A 17893-nucleotide genomic window follows, 5' to 3' on the forward strand; every position below is an offset into this window, starting at 1 on the left:
TCAGTAGAGGAAGTACCGCTGGGCCATGGGCAACTCGCTCGGCGCTTCATGGTTCGCCGGTTCGCCGTCGATACGGACCTCGAAGGTGTCGGGGTTGACCTCGATTTTCGGCAGCGCGGTGTTGAGGGGGAGGTCGGCTTTCGTGCAGTCGCGCATGTTCTTGACCGGCACCAGCTTTCGCGAGATGTTCAACCGGTCGGCCAGCCCGTCTTCCACAGCGACCGTCGAGACGAAGGCGACGCTGGTGGCTTGAGCTGCCCTGGTGTTCATGCTGTAGCCCGGCCGCATCAGCACCGGTTCGGTGGTGGGCACCGCCGCACTGGGGTCACCGATCAGCGACATCGCGATCATGCCGCCCTTGAACACAGCGGTGGGCCGGATCCCGAACAGGGCCGGCACGTACAGCACGAAGTCCGCCAGCTTGCCCGCCTCGATCGACCCGATCTCGTCCTCCAATCCGTGGATCACCGCCGGGCAGATGGTCGTTTTTGCGACATAGCGGCGAACCCGGTCGTTGTCGGCCTTCTCCTCGGCGCTGAGCTTCCCGCGCAGGTGCTTCATGCAGTGCGCGGTCTGCCAGTTGCGCAGCACCGTCTCGCTGATCCGTCCCACGGCCAGTGCATCCGAGGACATGGCCGAGATGGCGCCCATGTCCTGCAGGATGTCTTCGGCGGCGATGGTGCCGGCGCGCACCCGGCTCTCGGCGAAGGTCAGCTCTGCGGGGATTCTCGGATTGAGTTGGTGGGCAACGAGAATCACGTCCAGTTGCTCATCGAGGGTGCCCGTGGTGTAGGGCCGGGTCGGGGTCGTGGACGACGGCAGTACGTTGGGCTCACCTGCGATGCGGATGATGTCGGGGGCATGGCCGCCGCCGGCACCTTCGGTGTGGTAGCTGTGAAAGTTGCGGCCGTCGACGGTGCGCATCAGGTCCTCGACGAACCCGCACTCGTTCGCCGTGTCGCTGTGGACGGCAACCTGCACCCCGGACTGCTCGGCCACCCGCAGCGCGGTGTCGATCACCGCCAGGCTGGCACCCCAGTCTTCGTGACACTTGATCCCACATGCTCCGCCGCGCAACTGTTCCCACAACGCTTCCTCGGAGACGGTGGTGCCGCGGGCCAGGAACCCCACATTGACCGGGAACGGGTCGGATCCCTCGAACAATCGTGCCAACCACCAGGCGCCTGGCGTGGCCAACGTGGCCTTGCCACCATCGGTCGCACCGGTGCCCCCGCCGAGCAGCGTCGTGACGCCGGACTGCAATGCCACGGTGAACTCGTCCGGAACCACGAAGTGCACGTGGGTGTCGATATGGCCCGGCGTCATGATCAGGCCCATGCCGTTCATGATCTCGGTGGACGGGCCGATCACCAGGTCGGGATGGACGCCGTCCATGATGTCGGGGTTCCCCGATTTCCCGATCGCGGTGAAGCGGCCGTCGCGAATCCCACGTCTGCCTTGATGATTCCCCAGTGGTCGATGATCACCACGTTGGTGACGACCAGATCGGGCGTGCCCTGCGACCGCGGGGTGTGTGACTGCCCCTGGGACTCCCGCCCCGATTTGCCGCCACCGAAAATCACCTCGTTGCCGCCGACGCAGCGATCCTCCTCGATCTCGATGAACAGGTCGGTGTCGGCCAGTCGAAGCTGATCGCCTTTGGTGGGGCCGAGCATCGACACATACAGCTGCCGTTGAATTTCAGGCATCGAGCGGCCCCCCGCACTCGCCGCGGAAGCCCGCAGCGATCCGCCGGCCGCCGTAGGGGATCAGTTCGATTTCCTGGGTCACGCCCGGGTCGAACCGGGTCAGCCCGCCGGAAATGATGTTCTGCCGCTTGCCCCAGGCCGCCTTGCGGTCGAACTCCAGCGCAGAGTTCGTCTCGGCGAAGTGGTAGTGCGATCCGACGTGAATCGGCCGGTCCCCGGTATTGACCACCTTCACGGTGGTGACCTCACAGCCCACGTTGACCAGAACCGGGTCGGTGCCGAAGATGATCGCCCCGGGAGCCGAGGGTTTGGTACTGGAATCCGCCCCCGGTTGCACCAGGGCCAGGACGCCACCCTTGCCCGAGCCCAGATACACCGACTGCCCCGTGCCCGGGCGGTGGCGACGCACCGGCGGTGGGTTCATTGCGCCGACGACTTTTTCGAGCATGGGATTGTGCTGCAGAAGGCGTTGGCCTTCGGCGAACAGCCGGCTCGTCACGCCGAACAACTTCGAATTCCCCTGGGCCCGCTGCATCTGGTTGATGACAGAGTCCTTGACCTTGTCGGTGAGCCGTCCCATCCGACGCCCCCAATTCGCTGCGATGAAGTGATACGCGACGCAGTTCCCGCTACGGCACCGCTCAAACGCAGCGAGCGCCTCCGGCGTTACGCATCGTTACCCGCTCAAGTAATGGGTTGCGGCACGGTGACCAACTTGGTGCCGTCGGGAAAGGTCGCCTCGACTTGGAGTTGCTGGAGCATTTCCGGCACCCCGTCCATCACGTCCTTGCGTTTGAGGACTTTGCGGGCGTCGTTCTGGACGTCGGCTTTCTCTCGACCGTCCCGGGCGCATTCGAGGACGAACTGCGTCAGTATCGACGTGGCTTCCGGCAGGTTGAGTTTCAGTCCGCGCTCACGACGTTTCCGCGCCACCTCGGCCGCCGTGTGAACCAGAAGGAGCTCTTTTTCCTTCAGTGACAAGAACACGGCACCATCCCCTAACCCGTCTGCCCGCGACAGAGCAGACGACCGCGTTCGGAGGTACCCCGAGTCGGCGGATCCAAACTCGTCGCCACGTACTCGTCCCGCGTGGCGACATTTCCTGTTCTGACCCCGTCGCCGCCGATACCGTTGGTCTCCATGACGCGCCGCCCTGAACCCTTGGCCGCCTTGCGGATCTCCACGGCGCTGTACCGGTTCCGCGAAAGCTTGTTCGCGTTGCCGACGCTGGTGGTGGTCGGCGGCGTGATCCTGGCGGAGACGACGGCCTTTCTCGATCACCTCGTAGGAGTAGACAGACCGCTGCCGTTCACGGTGCAGATGAACAGCAATGGCGCCACGTGGCTGCTCAGCACCGTCGCCGGTGCCACCATCACGACCGCCGGGGTGGTGTTCTCGTTGACCGTGGTGAGTCTGCAGTTGGCCAGCAGCCAGTTCTCGCCGCGGGTGCTGCGATCGTTCATCCGCGACCGGGTCAGCCAATTCGTGATCGGTTTGCTGGTGGCGACTTTCGTGTTCTGCGTGTTGGTGCTACGGCACATCAGCGGCGATACCACCTCCAATGCGCCACAGATATCGATGACCGTTGCGATCGTTCTGGCCGTCACGACGGTGCTGCTGATCATCGCCTATCTCAACCGACTGGCCCACGGTCTGCAGGTTGGCGAAGTGGTGCGCACCATCGCCGCAGAAGCCGAAGCGGTGATCGCCACGACGGCGTGTCAGGCGCACGATGACAGGCCCCATGCACCAAGCTCGATCGACATCCCCGATGATCGCCTGTCAGTCCGGGCCCAACGCGATGGATGGGTGACCCAGGCGCCCAGCAGGTTTATTCTCGACGCCGTTCCGCCCTCGACCGTCGTGCGTCTGGAAACCCGTACCGGGGCTTACATTCACCGTGGCGAGGTGTTGATGACCCTCTGGCCGGTCCCAGACCAACCGGCCAAGGTGCAGACCGCGCTGTTGTCGACCGTCGAGATCGCCGACGTTCGAACCATGCAGCAAGACATCGACTTCGGCATCCGCCAACTGGTCGACGTCGCGCTGCGGGCGCTCAGTTCCGCGATCAACGATCCCACCACCGCCACCGAAGTGGTGCTGAGGTTGGGCAGCTTGCTGCGAATCCTGCTGGCCTCGGACCTGCCTCCGGCGTCGGTGGCGGGGATCGATGGCAGGGTCCTGCTGCGGCCCTGGGATCTGTCGCACGACGAGTACATCGAGCACGCGTTCGACCAGATCCGACAAACCGGCACCACCCAACCGCACGTCGTCACGGCGTTGTTGCGGGTGCTGCGGATGTTGATCGACCACAGCCGTGATGTGGGCCGTGACCAGCACATTCCAGCGCTGCGCAGCCAGGTCCGGCGCCTGATGGAGACGATGGCCGTGCAACCGCAGCTCCATCCGGCCGACCTGGCCCGGTTGCAGACGCTGGCCCAGGAGCGGGGCGTCGACCCCGCCGAACACGACGCCGAATGAGCCGTGAGAGCCCGCCGGTGGATGTCAGCGTTGTCCGGGTGGCCGCGGAGCGTGCAGGTCGAAGCGAACCCCGACCATGCGGATCACAAAACACACGCTCGCCGCACCCAGGGCGGCAATGGTGCCGCGGTGGCCGAGCAGATACCCGGCCGCGGCGAAACCCGCGCCGATCAACGCCGGGATCGCATACAGCTCACTGCGTAGCACCGTCGGAATCCGTCCGATCATCACGTCGCGGATGGTGCCGCCGCCGACGGCGGTGACCGTTCCCACGATCATCGCTTGTGGCACACCGAATCCCAGATCCAACGCCTTGTACGCGGCCAGGACCGCGAACACGCTCAGCCCGATCGCGTCGAGCACCGTGATCGTCATCGCCAACCGATCCAGCCTGCGGCTGAGCGCGAATGCCACCAGGCCGCCGCCGGCCGCCAGAGCCAGATATCGCCAATCGACGAACGTGGCCGGCGGGAGCGCATCCAACAGCACATCGCGGATCGTCCCGCCGCCCAAACCGGTGAACATGCCCAGGGCGATCACACCGAAGATGTCGAGCCGCTCGGCGCGCACCGCGGTCAGCGCGCCGTTGAGGGCGAACGCGAATGTGCCGACCAGGTCGAGCACCAGGAGCAGTGGCGTTTCGGTCGACATGGACTGAGGTATACCCCACCGCGTGACCGCATCAGCGCAAGCCGTCGCTACCGTGCTCGGCGGCCTGGACCGGATCCGCTCGTGGCAGGAAAGCCTTTATCGAGACCTGCACGAGCATCCCGAGCTGTCACACCGGGAATCCGAAACCGCGGCAAAGGTCGTCGAGCGGCTCCGGCAGTTCGGCTACCAGGTGCACGACGGCATCGGCGGAACCGGCGTGGTCGGCATCCTGGCGAACGGATCAGGCGCCACCGTGCTGTTGCGGGCCGACATGGATGCGCTGCCCGTGCAAGAGGCCACCGGACTCGAGTACGCCAGCACCGTGCGGGTCACCGACCGTCAGGGCAATGAGGTCCCGGTGATGCACGCCTGCGGGCACGACGTCCATGTGACAGCGCTGCTCGGTGCGGCCCAACTGCTCGCCGAGGGGCGCGAGCATTGGCAGGGGACCCTGGTGGTGCTCTTCCAGCCCGCCGAGGAGACCGGTGACGGCGCCCGTGGCATGGTCGATGACGGCCTGGCCGAGTTGCTGCCGAAGGTCGACGTCGCGTTCGCGCAACATGTTCTGCCCGCGCCCGCGGGTCGGGTCGGCACCCGCGCCGGCCCGGTGTTGTCCGCGGCAGACAGTGTGCGGATCACGGTGTACGGCAGGGGAGCTCACGGATCCATGCCGCAGGCTGCGATCGATCCGGTGGTGCTCGCGGCGATGATCGTCATCCGCCTGCAGACCGTCGTCGCACGCGAGATCGCCCCCGGTGAACCGGCGGTGCTCACCATCGGCAGCCTCCATGCCGGGACCAAGAGCAACGTGATCGCCGACCGTGCCGTACTCGAGCTCAACATCCGCACCTACGACGAGCGGACGCGCACCTCGATGCTCGACTCCATCCGCCGGATCGTCACCGCCGAATGCGCGGCCTCGAGATCACCGAAGGAACCGGAATTCGAACTGTTCGACCGGTTTCCGTTGACCGACAACGATGTCGAGGTCACCACTCGGGTGGAATCGGCCTTCGGGGCGTACTTCGACGATCGGTGGGGCCGGATGCCGCAGGGTAGTGCCAGCGAAGATTTCAGCGATATCCCCGCCGCACTCGGTACGCCCTACACCTACTGGGGTATCGGCGGCATCGACCCGGCGGTCTATCGCGCCGCGGCCGATGCCGGGCGGGTCGACCAGGACATCCCGGTCAACCACTCGCCGACATTCGCACCCGTCATCCAGCCGACGCTGGACACCGGCACCGAGGCGCTCGTCGTGGCGGCCTTGGCCTGGCTCGAAAAGGGTTGACGCCGCGGCGGTGTGGGAAACCGCACCGATACCGCATCGATCTTGTTAAGGTTTCGCCTCATGGGTCGGGGGGTCGCCGCGATGGTCGGCGCGGTCATGTTGGCGCTGTTCGCGGTATTGGCTCCCACCGCTTGGGCTGATCCGTCCAACGACGGACACGACCCCATCTTCAACGAGGACGAGTACATCGAGTTCTACACCCCGCCGGACCCGTTGCCGCCAGGCTCGCCCGGGGACGTGCTCAAGTCCGAGCCGTCACGACTGGTGCTGGAACCCTCCGGTCAGCTCGGCATGATCGTCGCGGACGGAACGCGAATCATGTACCGCAGCACCGACGCTCGTGGCAACCCGATGGCCGTGACGGGAACGTACTTCGAGCCGCACAACCCGTGGCCGGGTCAGGGCCCGCGCCCGTTGATCGTCTACGGGCCCGGAACCCAGGGGCAGGGTGATCAGTGCGCGCCGTCGCGTCAGTTCAATCAGGGCATCCACTGGTCGCCGTGGCTGGACATCACGTTCAACTACGAAGAGATGTTCGTCGCGACCATGGTGGCCCGCGGATTTGCCATCGTGATGACCGACTATCAAGGGCTGGGCACGCCCGGACTGCACACCTACGTCAACCGCGTCGCGCAGGGCAATGCGATGCTGGACGCCGGCCGGGCCGCGCTGAAACTGCCCGGCACGTCACTGGATCCACATGGGCCGGTGGCCTTTTGGGGTTATTCGCAGGGTGGTGGGGCAGCGGCGTCGGCCGCCGAACTCGCCTCGTCCTACGCGCCGGATCTGCATGTAGTGGGCACCTACGCCGGTGCCCCGACGGCTGACCTCAAAGAACTGTTCCCCTACGCCGACGGCAGCGCGCTGGTGGGCGTGGTGGGATATGCGCTGAACTCGGTGATCACCAGTTATCCGGAATTCGAGGATCTGATCCGCTCCAAGCTCACGCCACGCGGCGCGGACCTGCTGCAGAAAGTGCAGGATCAGTGCATCGCCGAGACGATCACCAAATTCATGTTCCGGCACCTACAGCCGTACTTCAACGTCGACATCTACCAAGCGGTGAACGAAGAGCCGTTCAGCACGCTGTTCGACATGCAGAAGATCGGCCGATATACGCCGAACGCGCCGGTGCTGATCCTGAGCAACCGATATGACCCACTGGTGCCGTGGACGGCGGCCAACCAACTCGGGCGGGACTGGTGTGAGAAGGGGGCCGACGTCCAGTTCTGGACGAACGAAGAGCCGCCGTTCCTGAACAAGTTGGTGATCAACCACGCGTTGCCGATGCTGGTCGACGGGGAACGGGCGATGCAGTGGATCGCCGACCGCTTCAACGGATTACCGACCACCCCCAACTGTGGGGAGTTCTGACCCTGACCGCCGAATGTGTAGAAGATCGCGAGATTTCTCGCTCATCGCACGATCTTCTTCACATTCGTCAGTCAATTGCACGCACCAGTTAGGCTGCCCGCGTGCTCATCGCGATCGAGGGCGTCGACGGCGCCGGCAAGCGCACGTTGACGGGCGGCCTACGGGCGGCGTTCGAGTCCGACCACAAATCGGTCGGCACGCTGGCGTTCCCGCGCTATCACCATTCGGTGCCCGCGGACCTGGCCGCCGAGGCGTTGCACGGCGCCCACGGGGATCTGGCCGACTCGGTGTATGCGATGGCCACGCTGTTCGCGCTCGACCGCGCCGGGGCGCGGGAGGAGATCGAACATCTGCAGGCGGCCTACGACGTTGTCATCCTGGATCGCTACGTCGCCTCGAACGCCGCCTACAGCGCCGCCCGATTGCATCAGGGCGCAGACGGAGACGTGGTGGTCTGGGTGCGCGACCTCGAGTTCGACCGTCTCAAACTTCCCGCGCCCGACTGGCAGGTGCTGCTCGACGTGCCGACCGAGTTGGCGGCTCGGCGCGCCGAGCATCGGGCCAACACCGAGGCCGATCGCGCCAAGGACGCGTATGAGCGCGACGGTGGGTTGCAACAGCGCACCGGTGCGGTCTACGCGGCGCTGGCGGCCGCCGATTGGTGCGGTCGGTGGGCCGTCGCCGGGCCGGATGTGGACCCGGAGGTCCTGGCTCGTCGGCTGAACAGCAGATAAAGCGGAGAAACCCGCGTGTGGTAGCCCGGTTTTATCGCGATCGGGTGACACCATGGACACCATGAGGCAAAGGATCCTTGTCGTCGACGACGACCCATCACTGGCCGAGATGCTCACCATCGTCTTGCGTGGTGAAGGATTCGACACCGCGGTGATCGGGGATGGCAGCCAGGCGCTGACCGCTGTCCGTGAACTGCGGCCCGATCTGGTCCTGCTGGACCTGATGCTGCCCGGCATGAACGGCATCGACGTGTGCCGGGTGCTCCGTGCCGATTCCGGCGTGCCGATCGTCATGCTGACCGCCAAGACGGACACCGTCGACGTCGTGCTCGGCCTGGAATCCGGCGCCGACGACTACGTGATGAAGCCGTTCAAGCCCAAGGAGCTGGTGGCCCGGGTGCGCGCCCGGCTGCGTCGCAACGAGGACGAGCCCGCCGAGCTGCTGTCGATCAACGACGTGGAGATCGACGTGCCGGCCCACAAGGTGACCCGCCAAGGCGAGCAGATTTCGCTGACACCGCTGGAATTCGACCTGCTGGTGGCGCTGGCACGCAAACCACGGCAGGTGTTTACTCGTGATGTGCTGCTCGAACAGGTGTGGGGATACCGTCACCCCGCCGACACCCGTTTGGTGAACGTGCATGTCCAGCGGTTGCGGGCCAAGGTTGAGAAGGACCCGGAGAACCCGCAGGTGGTGTTGACCGTTCGAGGAGTGGGATACAAGGCCGGACCCCCGTGATATTCGGCTCCAGACGGCGCATCCGTGGTCGCTGGGGAGGTTCCGGCCCACTGTTGCGCGGATTGGGGACGCTCGGCAGGGCCCTGAGTCTGGTGTGGCGACGCTCGCTGCAGATGCGGGTCGTCACGTTGACCCTGGGTCTTTCGCTGGCCGTCATCATGGTCCTCGGCTTTGTGCTGACCAGCCAGATCACCGACCGGATTCTCGAAGTGAAGGTGAAGGCGGCCACCGAGGAGATCGAGCGCGCCCGCGTCACGGTCGGCGGCATCGTCGGCGGTGAGGAGAGCCGCTCGCTGGACAGCAGCCTGCAGCTGGCCCGCAACACCCTGATCGATCGCAAGGCCGACGCCCGCGCCGACGTGGCCGGGGCGTTCGATGCGGTGCTCATCGTGCCCGGCGACGGACCCCGCGAAGCCGCCGCGGCCGGACCGGTCCAGCAGGTGCCCAAGGCCCTGCGTGACTTCGTCAAGGCCGGGCAGGTCAGCTACCAGTACGCCACGGTTTCCACCGACGGGTTCGCCGGGCCGGCGCTGATCGTCGGCAGCCCCGCCTCGTCGTCGGTGCCCAATCTTGAGCTGTACCTGATCTTTCCGCTGAACAACGAGGAAAGCACGATCTCGTTGGTGCGCGGCACGATGGCCACCGGCGGCGTGGTGTTGCTGGGGCTGCTCGCGGCGATCGCCCTGGTGGTGGCGCGTCAGATCGTGCAGCCGGTGCGCTCGGCCTCACGCATCGCCGAGCGTTTTGCCGAGGGGCACCTGACCGAGCGGATGCCGGTACGCGGCGAGGACGACATGGCGCGGCTGGCGGTGTCGTTCAACGACATGGCCGAGAGCCTGTCGCGGCAGATCCAGCAGCTCGAGGAGTTCGGTAATCTGCAGCGCCGCTTCACCTCTGACGTCAGCCACGAACTGCGCACGCCGCTGACCACGGTGCGCATGGCCGCCGACCTGATCCATGACCACATCCACGACTCCGGGGAAGATCTGGACCCGGCGCTGCGTCGCTCCACCGAGCTGATGGTCAACGAACTGGACCGGTTCGAGACCCTGCTGGCCGACCTGTTGGAGATCTCCCGCCACGACGCCGGTGTGGCCGAACTGTCGGTGGAGTCGGTGGATCTGCGTTCGACGGTGCAGAGCGCGCTGGACAACGTCGGGCACCTGGCCGCCGACGCCGAGGTCGAACTCGACGTGGACATGCCGGCCGACGAGGTGATCGCCGAGGTGGATCCGCGCCGGGTGGAACGCATCTTGCGCAATCTCATCGCCAACGCCATCGACCATGCCGAGCGCAAACCGGTACGCATCCGGATGGCCGCCGACGAGGACACCGTCGCGGTCACCGTCCGCGACTTCGGCGTCGGGCTGCGGCCCGGCGAAGAGAAGCTTGTGTTCAGCCGATTCTGGCGGTCGGACCCCTCGCGGGTGCGCCGCTCCGGCGGCACCGGGCTGGGCCTGGCCATCAGCATCGAGGACGCGCGTCTGCACCAGGGCCGGCTGGAGGCCTGGGGTGAACCGGGTAAGGGTGCCTGCTTCAGGTTGACGCTGCCCCTGGTTCGCGGCCACAAGGTGACCACGAGCCCACTGCCCCTGAAACCCGTTGCGCCGCAGCAGGGTACGCGCCGACGTGCGAACCGAGATCGGGAGCCTGCGGAGGAGAGCGTGTGAAGCGGCTGCTGACGGTGGTGCTCGTCGGTGTTGTCGTCATGGTGTCCGGATGCGCGGGAATTCCCAATTCGTCCTCACCGCAGGCGATCGGCACGGTCGAGAAACCGGCGCCACCGAACCTTCCCAAGCCGGCGCCGGGTATGGACCCCGACGTGCTGTTGCGGGAATTCCTCAAGGCCACTGCCGATCCCGCGAACCGGCACCTGGCGGCGCGGCAGTTCCTCACCGAGTCGGCTTCCAGCTCCTGGGACGACGCCGGCAGCGCACTGCTGCTGGACCGGGTGGTGTTCGTCGAAACCCGTAGTTCGGACCGGGTTTCGGTGAGCATGCGGGCCGACATCCTCGGATCCCTTTCCGACATGGGGGTTTTCGAGACGGGGGAGGGTGCCCTGCCCGATCCCGGACCGATTGAGCTCGTCCAGACCCCGGCCGGTTGGCGGATCGACCGGCTGCCCAACGGCGTCTTCCTCGACTGGCAGCAGTTCCAGTCCACCTACAAGCGCAACACGCTGTACTTCGTCGACCCGACCGGAACCACGGTGGTACCCGATCCGCGCTATGTGGCGGTCTCCGACCCCGACCAGCTGGCCACCGAACTGATCTCCAAACTGGTGGCCGGCCCGCGGCCGGAGATGGCCAGGACCGTCCGCAACCTGCTCGACGCGCCACTGCGGTTGCGCGGGCCGGTCACCCGGGCCGACGGCGGCAAGACCGGTGTGGGACGCGGCTACGGCGGTGCCCGCATCGACCTGGAGAACCTGTCGACCACCGACCCGCACAGCCGGCAACTGCTTGCCGCCCAGATCATCTGGACGCTCTCGCGGGCCGGGATCAGTGGACCCTATGTGATCAACGCCGACGGCGCCCCACTGGACGACCGGTTCGCCGACGGCTGGGAAACCTCCGACGTGGCGGCCACCGATCCCGGTGCGGTACCCGGTGCGGCGGCCGGTCTGCACGCATTGGTCGGCGGATCGCTGGTGGCCCTCGACGGGCAGCGCACCACCCCGGTGCCCGGGGCCTTCGGCTCGGCGCCCAACCAGAAGGCGGCCGCGGTGTCGCGCAACGGGCAGGACGCGGCCTCGGTCGTGGTGCTGCCGGACGCCCCCGAGGCCACTGCCGCCTCGCTGTGGATGGGTCCGCTGGGCGGGCCCACCGCCAAGGCCATCGAAGGCCGCACGCTGAGCCGGCCGAGCTGGTCGCTGGATGCGGCCGTGTGGGTGGTGGTCGACGACGCCAACGTGGTGCGCGCGATCCGCGACGCGTCCGGTGTGCCGGCCCGGATACCGGTCGATGTGGCAGCGGTGTCCACCCGGTACCCGGGACCCATCACGGAACTGCAGCTCTCACGCGACGGCACCCGCGCGGCGATGGTGATCGGTGGCCAGGTGATCCTGGCCGGCGTCGAGCGGACACCGGAGGGCCAGTTCCTGCTGACCTATCCGCGCCGTCTCGGCTTCGGGCTCGGCAACACCGTGGTCTCGTTGTCCTGGCGCACCGGTGACGACATCGTGGTCAGCCGAACCGATCCGGCGCATCCGGTGTCCTACGTCAACCTCGACGGCGTCAACTCCGACGGGCCCAGCCGCAACCTGCAAACCCCGGTGAGCACCGTGGCCGCCAATCCGTCGACGGTCTATGTCGCCGATCAACGCGGAGTGTTGCAACTGTCGGCGTCGGTCAACGAGGAAAACCCCGGGTGGGTCGAGGTGCGACCGCTGATGGTGCCCGGCTCGTTGCCCGTGCTGCCCGGCTGAGGCTCGGCCGCGCCGCCTCGTCGCGTGCCCGCTTCGTTTTCTGCGTGAGGGCTGTCCCGCGACGTTCGTGGCGACCCTGCTGTAGAAATCGGCGGGCGTGCGGCGTTTGAGTCCGCGCCGGCCGGCGCGCCGTTTTCTGCGTGAGGGCTGTGCCCCAAGAGAATTCACGACCCTGCGGCAGAAAACGGCGACGGAGCATTGGAACGTCAGGGCGATGTCAGCCCATGCGCGCACACTGCCCGCATGTTGGATCTCGTCCTGCCGTTGGAGTGCGGTGGCTGTGGGGCGCCGTCGACCCGGTGGTGCCCGTCCTGCGCGGCGCAGCTGGCCGTCGCCGACGACGAGCCACACCTCATCACCCCGCGAACCGATCCGGGGGTCCCGGTGTTCGCGTTGGGCCGTCACGCCGGGGTGCGCCGACGCGCGATCGTCGCGGCCAAAGAACATGGACGCACCGACCTGATCGCACCGCTGGCCGGTGCGCTGCACGCCGGTCTCCTGCGGCTGCTCACCTGGGGCATCGTCGGGGGTTCCGACGGCGCTCGACTCACCGTGGTGCCGGCGCCCACCCGGATCACCGCAGCACGCCGCCGCGGCGGTGATCCGGTCGGCCGGATCGCGGTGGCGGCCGCGGCCGCCCTGCCCGGCGTGGAGGTCGTGCCCGCATTGCGGTTGCGGCCATGGGTCCGCGACTCGGTGGGTCTGTCGGGTGCCGCGCGACAGCGCAACATCGCCGGGCGGGTGCGTCTGGTCAAGCCGATCGCAGGCGAAGTGGTGCTCGTCGACGACATCGTCACCACCGGCGCGACGGCGGCCGAGTCGGTGCGCATGCTTGCCCGCGCCGGCGCCGACGTGTCCGCGGTGCTGGCCATCGCCCATGCGTGAGGGGGTCGATCGTGTCGCTGCGATCAAACCCAAATGAAGAACTGAAAACACGTATTTGAAATGAGTGGCACGAGTGGGTGAACACGGACTACCGTCGGCAGCAACCACCCGTGAACACCTCACGGCGGCGCTCCTCACCACAGCGCCACTTCACCGCAAAACGGTAGGAGGTGAGTCCCCGACACCTTGCGCCGATGGGTGGAGCAAACATTTTTCGGCCCATCGCCGCGATTCGTTGAGATGTCCGGCACGCACACTGCGTGTGACAACTGAGAGAAACGAGTTGCCGAGTATGTCAACCCATTCCCCGGATTCAAGCGCCACCATGGTGGTCGATCGCGACGATGTCGCCGACACCACCCCGGCGCCGAACGCAGAGGTTGTGGTCAAGGGACGCAACGTCGAAGTTCCCGATCACTTCCGGATCTACGTTTCGGAAAAGTTGTCGCGTCTGGAGCGGTTCGACCGCACCATCTACCTGTTCGACGTCGAGCTCGACCACGAACGCAACCGCCGTCAACGCAAAAACTGCCAGCACGTCGAGATCACGGCCCGCGGCCGTGGCCCGGTGGTGCGGGGCGAGGCCTGCGCCGACAGTTTCTATGCCGCGCTGGAGGCCGCGGCCGGCAAACTGGAGAGCCGGCTGCGCAAGAGCAAGGACCGCCGCAAGATCCACTACGGCGACAAAACCCCGGTCTCGTTGTCGGAGGCCACCGCACACGAGACGCCGTTCGACACCCAGCCGGTGTCCGACGAGGCCGCCCCGGCCCACGACACTCAAGACGAGCATGAGCCGGGCCGCATCGTGCGGATCAAGGAACACCCAGCGAAACCGATGACCGTCGATGACGCCCTCTACGAGATGGAGCTGGTCGGACACGATTTCTTCCTGTTCCACGACAAAGAGAGCGATCGACCGTCGGTGGTCTACCGCCGTCACGCCTACGACTACGGATTGATCCGGCTGGCCTGACCGGCAGCTGATGCGAAGACGCACCCCGGAGCGATCCGGGGTGCGTTTTCGACTTCGGCGGTGACTACAGCCGGTGACTACCACCAGCGGCTTCGGCGGGTCACCTACGATGGAGCTCAACTAAGCCCGTGCGATCCCGCTCACGGGATCCATCGAACCCACAGGGGAAATAGCGTGCTGTCGAAGTTGCTCCGTCTCGGTGAAGGCCGCATGGTCAAGCGCCTCAAGAAGGTCGCCGACTATGTCGACTCCTTGTCCGACGACATGGAGAAGCTCTCGGACGCCGAGCTGCGAGCCAAGACCGACGAGTTCAAGAAGCGCATCGCCGATGGTGAAGACCTCGACGACCTGCTGCCCGAGGCGTTCGCCGTCGCCCGCGAGGCCGCCTGGCGCGTGCTGAGCCAGAAGCACTTCGAAGTCCAGATCATGGGTGGTGCCGCCCTGCACTTCGGCAACGTCGCGGAGATGAAGACCGGTGAGGGCAAGACGCTGACCGCGGTGCTGCCGGCCTACCTCAACGCATTGAGCGGCAAGGGCGTGCACGTCGTCACGGTCAACGACTACCTGGCAAAACGTGACAGTGAGTGGATGGGCCGCGTGCACCGGTTCCTGGGCCTGGACGTCGGCGTCATCCTCTCGGGCCTGACCCCCGAAGAGCGCAGGACGGCGTACGCCGCCGACATCACGTACGGCACCAACAACGAGTTCGGTTTCGACTATCTGCGCGACAACATGGCGCACTCCACCGAAGACATGGTGCAGCGTGGCCACAACTTCGCGATCGTGGACGAGGTCGACTCGATCCTGATCGACGAGGCCCGGACCCCGCTGATCATCTCCGGCCCGGCCGACGGCGCCTCCAACTGGTACAGCGAGTTCGCCCGGCTGGCCCCGTTGATGGAGAAGGACGTCCACTACGAGGTCGACATCCGTAAGCGCACCATCGGTGTGCACGAGGTCGGCGTGGAGTTCGTCGAAGATCAGCTCGGCATCGACAACCTGTACGAGGCCGCGAACTCGCCGCTGGTCAGCTACCTGAACAACGCCATCAAGGCCAAGGAGCTGTTCCAGCGCGACAAGGACTACATCGTCCGTGACGGCGAGGTGCTGATCGTCGACGAGTTCACCGGTCGCGTGCTGTTGGGCCGTCGCTACAACGAGGGCATGCACCAGGCGATCGAGGCCAAGGAACACGTCGAGATCAAGGCCGAGAACCAGACCCTGGCCACCATCACCCTGCAGAACTACTTCCGGCTCTACAACAAGCTGTCCGGCATGACCGGTACGGCCGAGACCGAGGCCGCCGAGCTGCACGAGATCTACAAGTTGGGTGTGGTGCCGATCCCGACCAACAAGCCGATGGTTCGTCAGGACCAGTCCGACCTGATCTACAAGACCGAGGAAGCCAAGTACATCGCGGTCGTCGACGACGTGTCCGAGCGGTACGAGAAGGGCCAGCCGGTCCTGATCGGCACCACCAGCGTCGAGCGTTCCGAGTACCTGTCGCGGCAGTTCACCAAGCGCAAGATCCCGCACAACGTGCTCAACGCGAAGTATCACGAGCAGGAGGCGAACATCATCGCCGAGGCCGGGCGGCTCGGCGCCATCACGGTCGCCACCAACATGGCCGGTCGCGGTACCGACATCGTGCTCGGCGGCAACGTCGACTTCCTGGCCGACAAGCGACTGCGGCAGAAGGGTCTGGACCCGGTCGAGACGCCCGAGGAATACGAGGCGGCCTGGGACGACACCGTCAACACCATCAAGCAAGAGGCTTCCAAGGAAGCCGAGAAGGTCGTCGAGGCCGGCGGCCTCTACGTGCTGGGCACCGAGCGGCACGAGTCGCGTCGTATCGACAACCAGCTGCGCGGCCGGTCGGGCCGCCAGGGTGACCCGGGTGAGTCCCGGTTCTACCTGTCGCTGGGTGACGAGTTGATGCGACGGTTCAACGGCGCCACGCTGGAGTCGCTGTTGACGCGGCTCAACCTGCCCGACGACGTGCCGATCGAGGCCAAGATGGTGACCCGCGCGATCAAGAGCGCGCAGACCCAGGTCGAGCAGCAGAACTTCGAGGTCCGCAAGAACGTCCTCAAGTACGACGAGGTGATGAATCAGCAGCGCAAGGTCATCTACAAGGAACGCCGGATGATCCTGGAGGGGGAGAACCTTCAGAAGCAGGCTCACGACATGCTCGTCGACGTCATCACCGCCTATGTCGACGGCGCCACCGCCGAGGGGTATGCCGAGGACTGGGACCTGGGCAAGCTGTGGGAGGCGCTCAAGACGCTGTATCCGGTCGGGATCGACCACCACGACCTGGTCGATTCCGACGCCGTCGGGGAGGCCGGTGAGCTGACCCGCGACGAGTTGCTGGACGCGCTGATCAAAGACGCCGAGCGGGCCTACGCCGAGCGCGAGAAGCAGCTCGAAGAGCTGGCCGGTGAGGGCGCCATGCGTCAGCTGGAGCGCAACGTCCTGCTCAACGTGATCGACCGCAAGTGGCGGGAACACCTCTACGAGATGGACTACCTCAAGGAGGGCATCGGCCTGCGAGCGATGGCGCAGCGCGATCCGCTGGTCGAGTACCAGCGCGAGGGCTACGACATGTTCGTCGGCATGCTCGACGCACTCAAGGAGGAGTCGGTCGGCTTCCTGTTCAACGTTCAGGTCGAGGCGGCTCCGGCCCCCAGCGCTCAAGTCGCACCGGTGGCCGCGCCCAGCGGGCTTGCGGAATTCGCCGCGGCCGCGGCGGCTCAGGCCGGTGGTGGAACGGCCGGCGACGCCGAGTCGGGTGCGGTGGCCACCAAGGAGCGGCCGGCGGCACCGGCGTTGCGCGCCAAGGGAATCGACAACGAGGCCCCGCCGCTCACCTACACCGGCCCGGCCGAGGACGGCAGTGCCGAGGTGCAGCGCTCCGGTGGCGGCGGGCGGCATTCCGCGCCGTCCGGCGGCACCCGGCGCGAGCGGCGCGAAGCGGCCCGCAAGCAGGCCAAGGCCGGCCGTCCGTCGAAGTCGCACCGCAAGGGCTAACCGAGCTGTAGCGCGGTGAGTTGCCAACGGCCACTGCGCAATTCGACACGGCCGGCGACGGCGTGTACGCGGGTCCCGCGGGTGTAGGTGGCAAAGACCTCCGCTGCGTGTGCCGAGTGCGCCGGGCGCAGTCCGACCCGGCGCAGGCTCGCCGTGGTCGGCTGCCGCGACTTGGTGGCCGAGACGATCGCGTCGATCAACAGTTGGCTCATCAACGACTTCAGTTGTCCCGGTGGGCGACGGCGGTCGACGACCTCAAGGACCCGTCGCAATGCCATGTCGGCGAACTGCGCGGCGCCGGCGTGCACGTGGGTTTCCGGTTCGGCCTCGATCAACCGCAACCGACGGGCGGTGCTTCGGTGCAGCACGGTCGGTGCCGGACACGCCGGTGTGGCCGAGACCGGGACACCGGCGGCGTCGAGCGGTACCGCCGGCGGCTCGCAGTCGATCACGGGGGCGGTCAGCGGCAGGCGCACGGAGCACGGCTCCGAGTCCGATTGCGCGGTGAGATTCGGGGTGGGCAAGAGCAGCCTCCAGCGGTCGGCGTGACGGGGCGACATCTGCTGGAGAGGTGCAGATTTATCCATGATGACATGGGT

General features: G+C 66.5%; 16 protein-coding genes. 10 read left to right on the forward strand and 6 right to left on the reverse strand.

Annotation, left to right across the window (positions count from 1 at the left end):
* The 4 genes from A5733_RS26250 to A5733_RS26260 form a co-directional block, all read right to left on the reverse strand.
* Positions 1-1395 carry an urease subunit alpha gene (locus tag A5733_RS26250; protein WP_369830980.1) on the reverse strand — a complete coding sequence of 465 codons (1395 nt, stop codon included), beginning with the start codon at positions 1393-1395 and terminating at the stop codon, positions 1-3.
* A complete protein-coding gene (locus tag A5733_RS28270; RefSeq protein WP_369830981.1) occupies positions 1368-1709 on the reverse strand; it encodes a hypothetical protein in 342 nt (113 codons plus the stop codon). The genes A5733_RS26250 and A5733_RS28270 overlap by 28 nt, the downstream gene beginning before the upstream one ends.
* Entirely contained in the window at positions 1702-2289 is a 588-nt protein-coding gene (gene ureB / locus A5733_RS26255) for an urease subunit beta (protein WP_231965733.1), read from the reverse strand. The genes A5733_RS28270 and ureB overlap by 8 nt, the downstream gene beginning before the upstream one ends.
* A 104-nt stretch (positions 2290-2393) precedes the next feature.
* Positions 2394-2696: an urease subunit gamma gene (locus A5733_RS26260; protein ID WP_067770942.1), complete on the reverse strand. Its 303-nt coding sequence runs from the start codon at positions 2694-2696 to the stop codon at positions 2394-2396.
* Positions 2697-2849: 153 nt separating this feature from the next.
* Here A5733_RS26260 and A5733_RS26265 point away from each other — a divergent pair, with 153 nt between their 5' ends.
* Positions 2850-4190 (forward strand): DUF2254 domain-containing protein, encoded by a 1341-nt coding sequence (locus A5733_RS26265; protein WP_198938935.1) that lies wholly within the window; start codon positions 2850-2852, stop codon positions 4188-4190.
* Positions 4191-4214: 24 nt separating this feature from the next.
* On the opposite strand, the gene A5733_RS26270 is transcribed toward A5733_RS26265, so the two are convergent.
* Positions 4215-4841: a trimeric intracellular cation channel family protein gene (locus A5733_RS26270; RefSeq protein ID WP_076242208.1), complete on the reverse strand. Its 627-nt coding sequence runs from the start codon at positions 4839-4841 to the stop codon at positions 4215-4217.
* Between the two features lie 22 nt (positions 4842-4863).
* On the opposite strand from A5733_RS26270, the gene A5733_RS26275 reads away from it, so the two are divergent.
* The 9 genes from A5733_RS26275 to secA all read left to right on the forward strand — a co-directional run bounded on the left by A5733_RS26275 (position 4864) and on the right by secA (position 17294).
* Positions 4864-6132 (forward strand): amidohydrolase, encoded by a 1269-nt coding sequence (locus A5733_RS26275; RefSeq protein ID WP_076242209.1) that lies wholly within the window; start codon positions 4864-4866, stop codon positions 6130-6132.
* A gap of 60 nt (positions 6133-6192) precedes the next feature.
* Complete coding sequence (locus tag A5733_RS26280; RefSeq protein ID WP_076242210.1) at positions 6193-7506, forward strand: lipase family protein; 1314 nt, start codon at positions 6193-6195, stop codon at positions 7504-7506.
* A gap of 101 nt (positions 7507-7607) precedes the next feature.
* Positions 7608-8240: a dTMP kinase gene (locus A5733_RS26285; protein WP_076242211.1), complete on the forward strand. Its 633-nt coding sequence runs from the start codon at positions 7608-7610 to the stop codon at positions 8238-8240.
* Between the two features lie 52 nt (positions 8241-8292).
* Entirely contained in the window at positions 8293-8979 is a 687-nt protein-coding gene (mtrA, locus tag A5733_RS26290; protein WP_019343547.1) for a two-component system response regulator MtrA, read from the forward strand.
* A complete protein-coding gene (gene mtrB / locus A5733_RS26295; RefSeq protein ID WP_067770932.1) occupies positions 8976-10649 on the forward strand; it encodes an MtrAB system histidine kinase MtrB in 1674 nt (557 codons plus the stop codon). Before mtrA ends, mtrB begins: the two co-directional genes overlap by 4 nt.
* The gene (lpqB, locus tag A5733_RS26300; RefSeq protein WP_076242212.1) at positions 10646-12406 is read left to right on the forward strand and encodes an MtrAB system accessory lipoprotein LpqB; all 1761 of its coding nucleotides are present in this window, start codon (positions 10646-10648) and stop codon (positions 12404-12406) included. The genes mtrB and lpqB overlap by 4 nt, the downstream gene beginning before the upstream one ends.
* A gap of 243 nt (positions 12407-12649) precedes the next feature.
* A complete protein-coding gene (locus A5733_RS26305; RefSeq protein WP_076242213.1) occupies positions 12650-13291 on the forward strand; it encodes a ComF family protein in 642 nt (213 codons plus the stop codon).
* Positions 13292-13616: 325 nt separating this feature from the next.
* A complete protein-coding gene (gene hpf, locus A5733_RS26310) occupies positions 13617-14264 on the forward strand; it encodes a ribosome hibernation-promoting factor, HPF/YfiA family (protein WP_197508307.1) in 648 nt (215 codons plus the stop codon).
* A gap of 174 nt (positions 14265-14438) precedes the next feature.
* Positions 14439-17294, forward strand: a complete 2856-nt coding sequence (gene secA, locus A5733_RS26315; RefSeq protein WP_067770923.1) for a preprotein translocase subunit SecA — start codon at positions 14439-14441, stop codon at positions 17292-17294.
* Here the strand turns inward: secA and A5733_RS26320 are convergent.
* Positions 17291-17818: an Rv3235 family protein gene (locus A5733_RS26320; protein WP_067771006.1), complete on the reverse strand. Its 528-nt coding sequence runs from the start codon at positions 17816-17818 to the stop codon at positions 17291-17293. The two genes, secA and A5733_RS26320, sit on opposite strands and share 4 nt — an antisense overlap.
* Positions 17819-17893: the final 75 nt, after the last annotated feature.

The organism is Mycobacterium sp. NS-7484, from assembly GCF_001953975.1.
Taxonomy (GTDB): domain Bacteria; phylum Actinomycetota; class Actinomycetes; order Mycobacteriales; family Mycobacteriaceae; genus Mycobacterium.

Excerpts from the sequence above, each read along its gene's own strand:
- A5733_RS26250 (WP_369830980.1), bottom strand. The coding sequence starts at position 1,395 with ATGGACGGCGTCCATCCCGACCTGGTGATCGGCCCGTCCACCGAGATC.
- A5733_RS28270 (WP_369830981.1), bottom strand. The coding sequence starts at position 1,709 with ATGCCTGAAATTCAACGGCAGCTGTATGTGTCGATGCTCGGCCCCACC.
- ureB (WP_231965733.1), bottom strand. The coding sequence starts at position 2,289 with ATGGGACGGCTCACCGACAAGGTCAAGGACTCTGTCATCAACCAGATG.
- A5733_RS26265 (WP_198938935.1), top strand. The coding sequence starts at position 2,850 with ATGACGCGCCGCCCTGAACCCTTGGCCGCCTTGCGGATCTCCACGGCG.
- A5733_RS26270 (WP_076242208.1), bottom strand. The coding sequence starts at position 4,841 with ATGTCGACCGAAACGCCACTGCTCCTGGTGCTCGACCTGGTCGGCACA.
- A5733_RS26280 (WP_076242210.1), top strand. The coding sequence starts at position 6,193 with ATGGGTCGGGGGGTCGCCGCGATGGTCGGCGCGGTCATGTTGGCGCTG.
- mtrA (WP_019343547.1), top strand. The coding sequence starts at position 8,293 with ATGGACACCATGAGGCAAAGGATCCTTGTCGTCGACGACGACCCATCA.
- A5733_RS26305 (WP_076242213.1), top strand. The coding sequence starts at position 12,650 with ATGTTGGATCTCGTCCTGCCGTTGGAGTGCGGTGGCTGTGGGGCGCCG.
- hpf (WP_197508307.1), top strand. The coding sequence starts at position 13,617 with ATGGTGGTCGATCGCGACGATGTCGCCGACACCACCCCGGCGCCGAAC.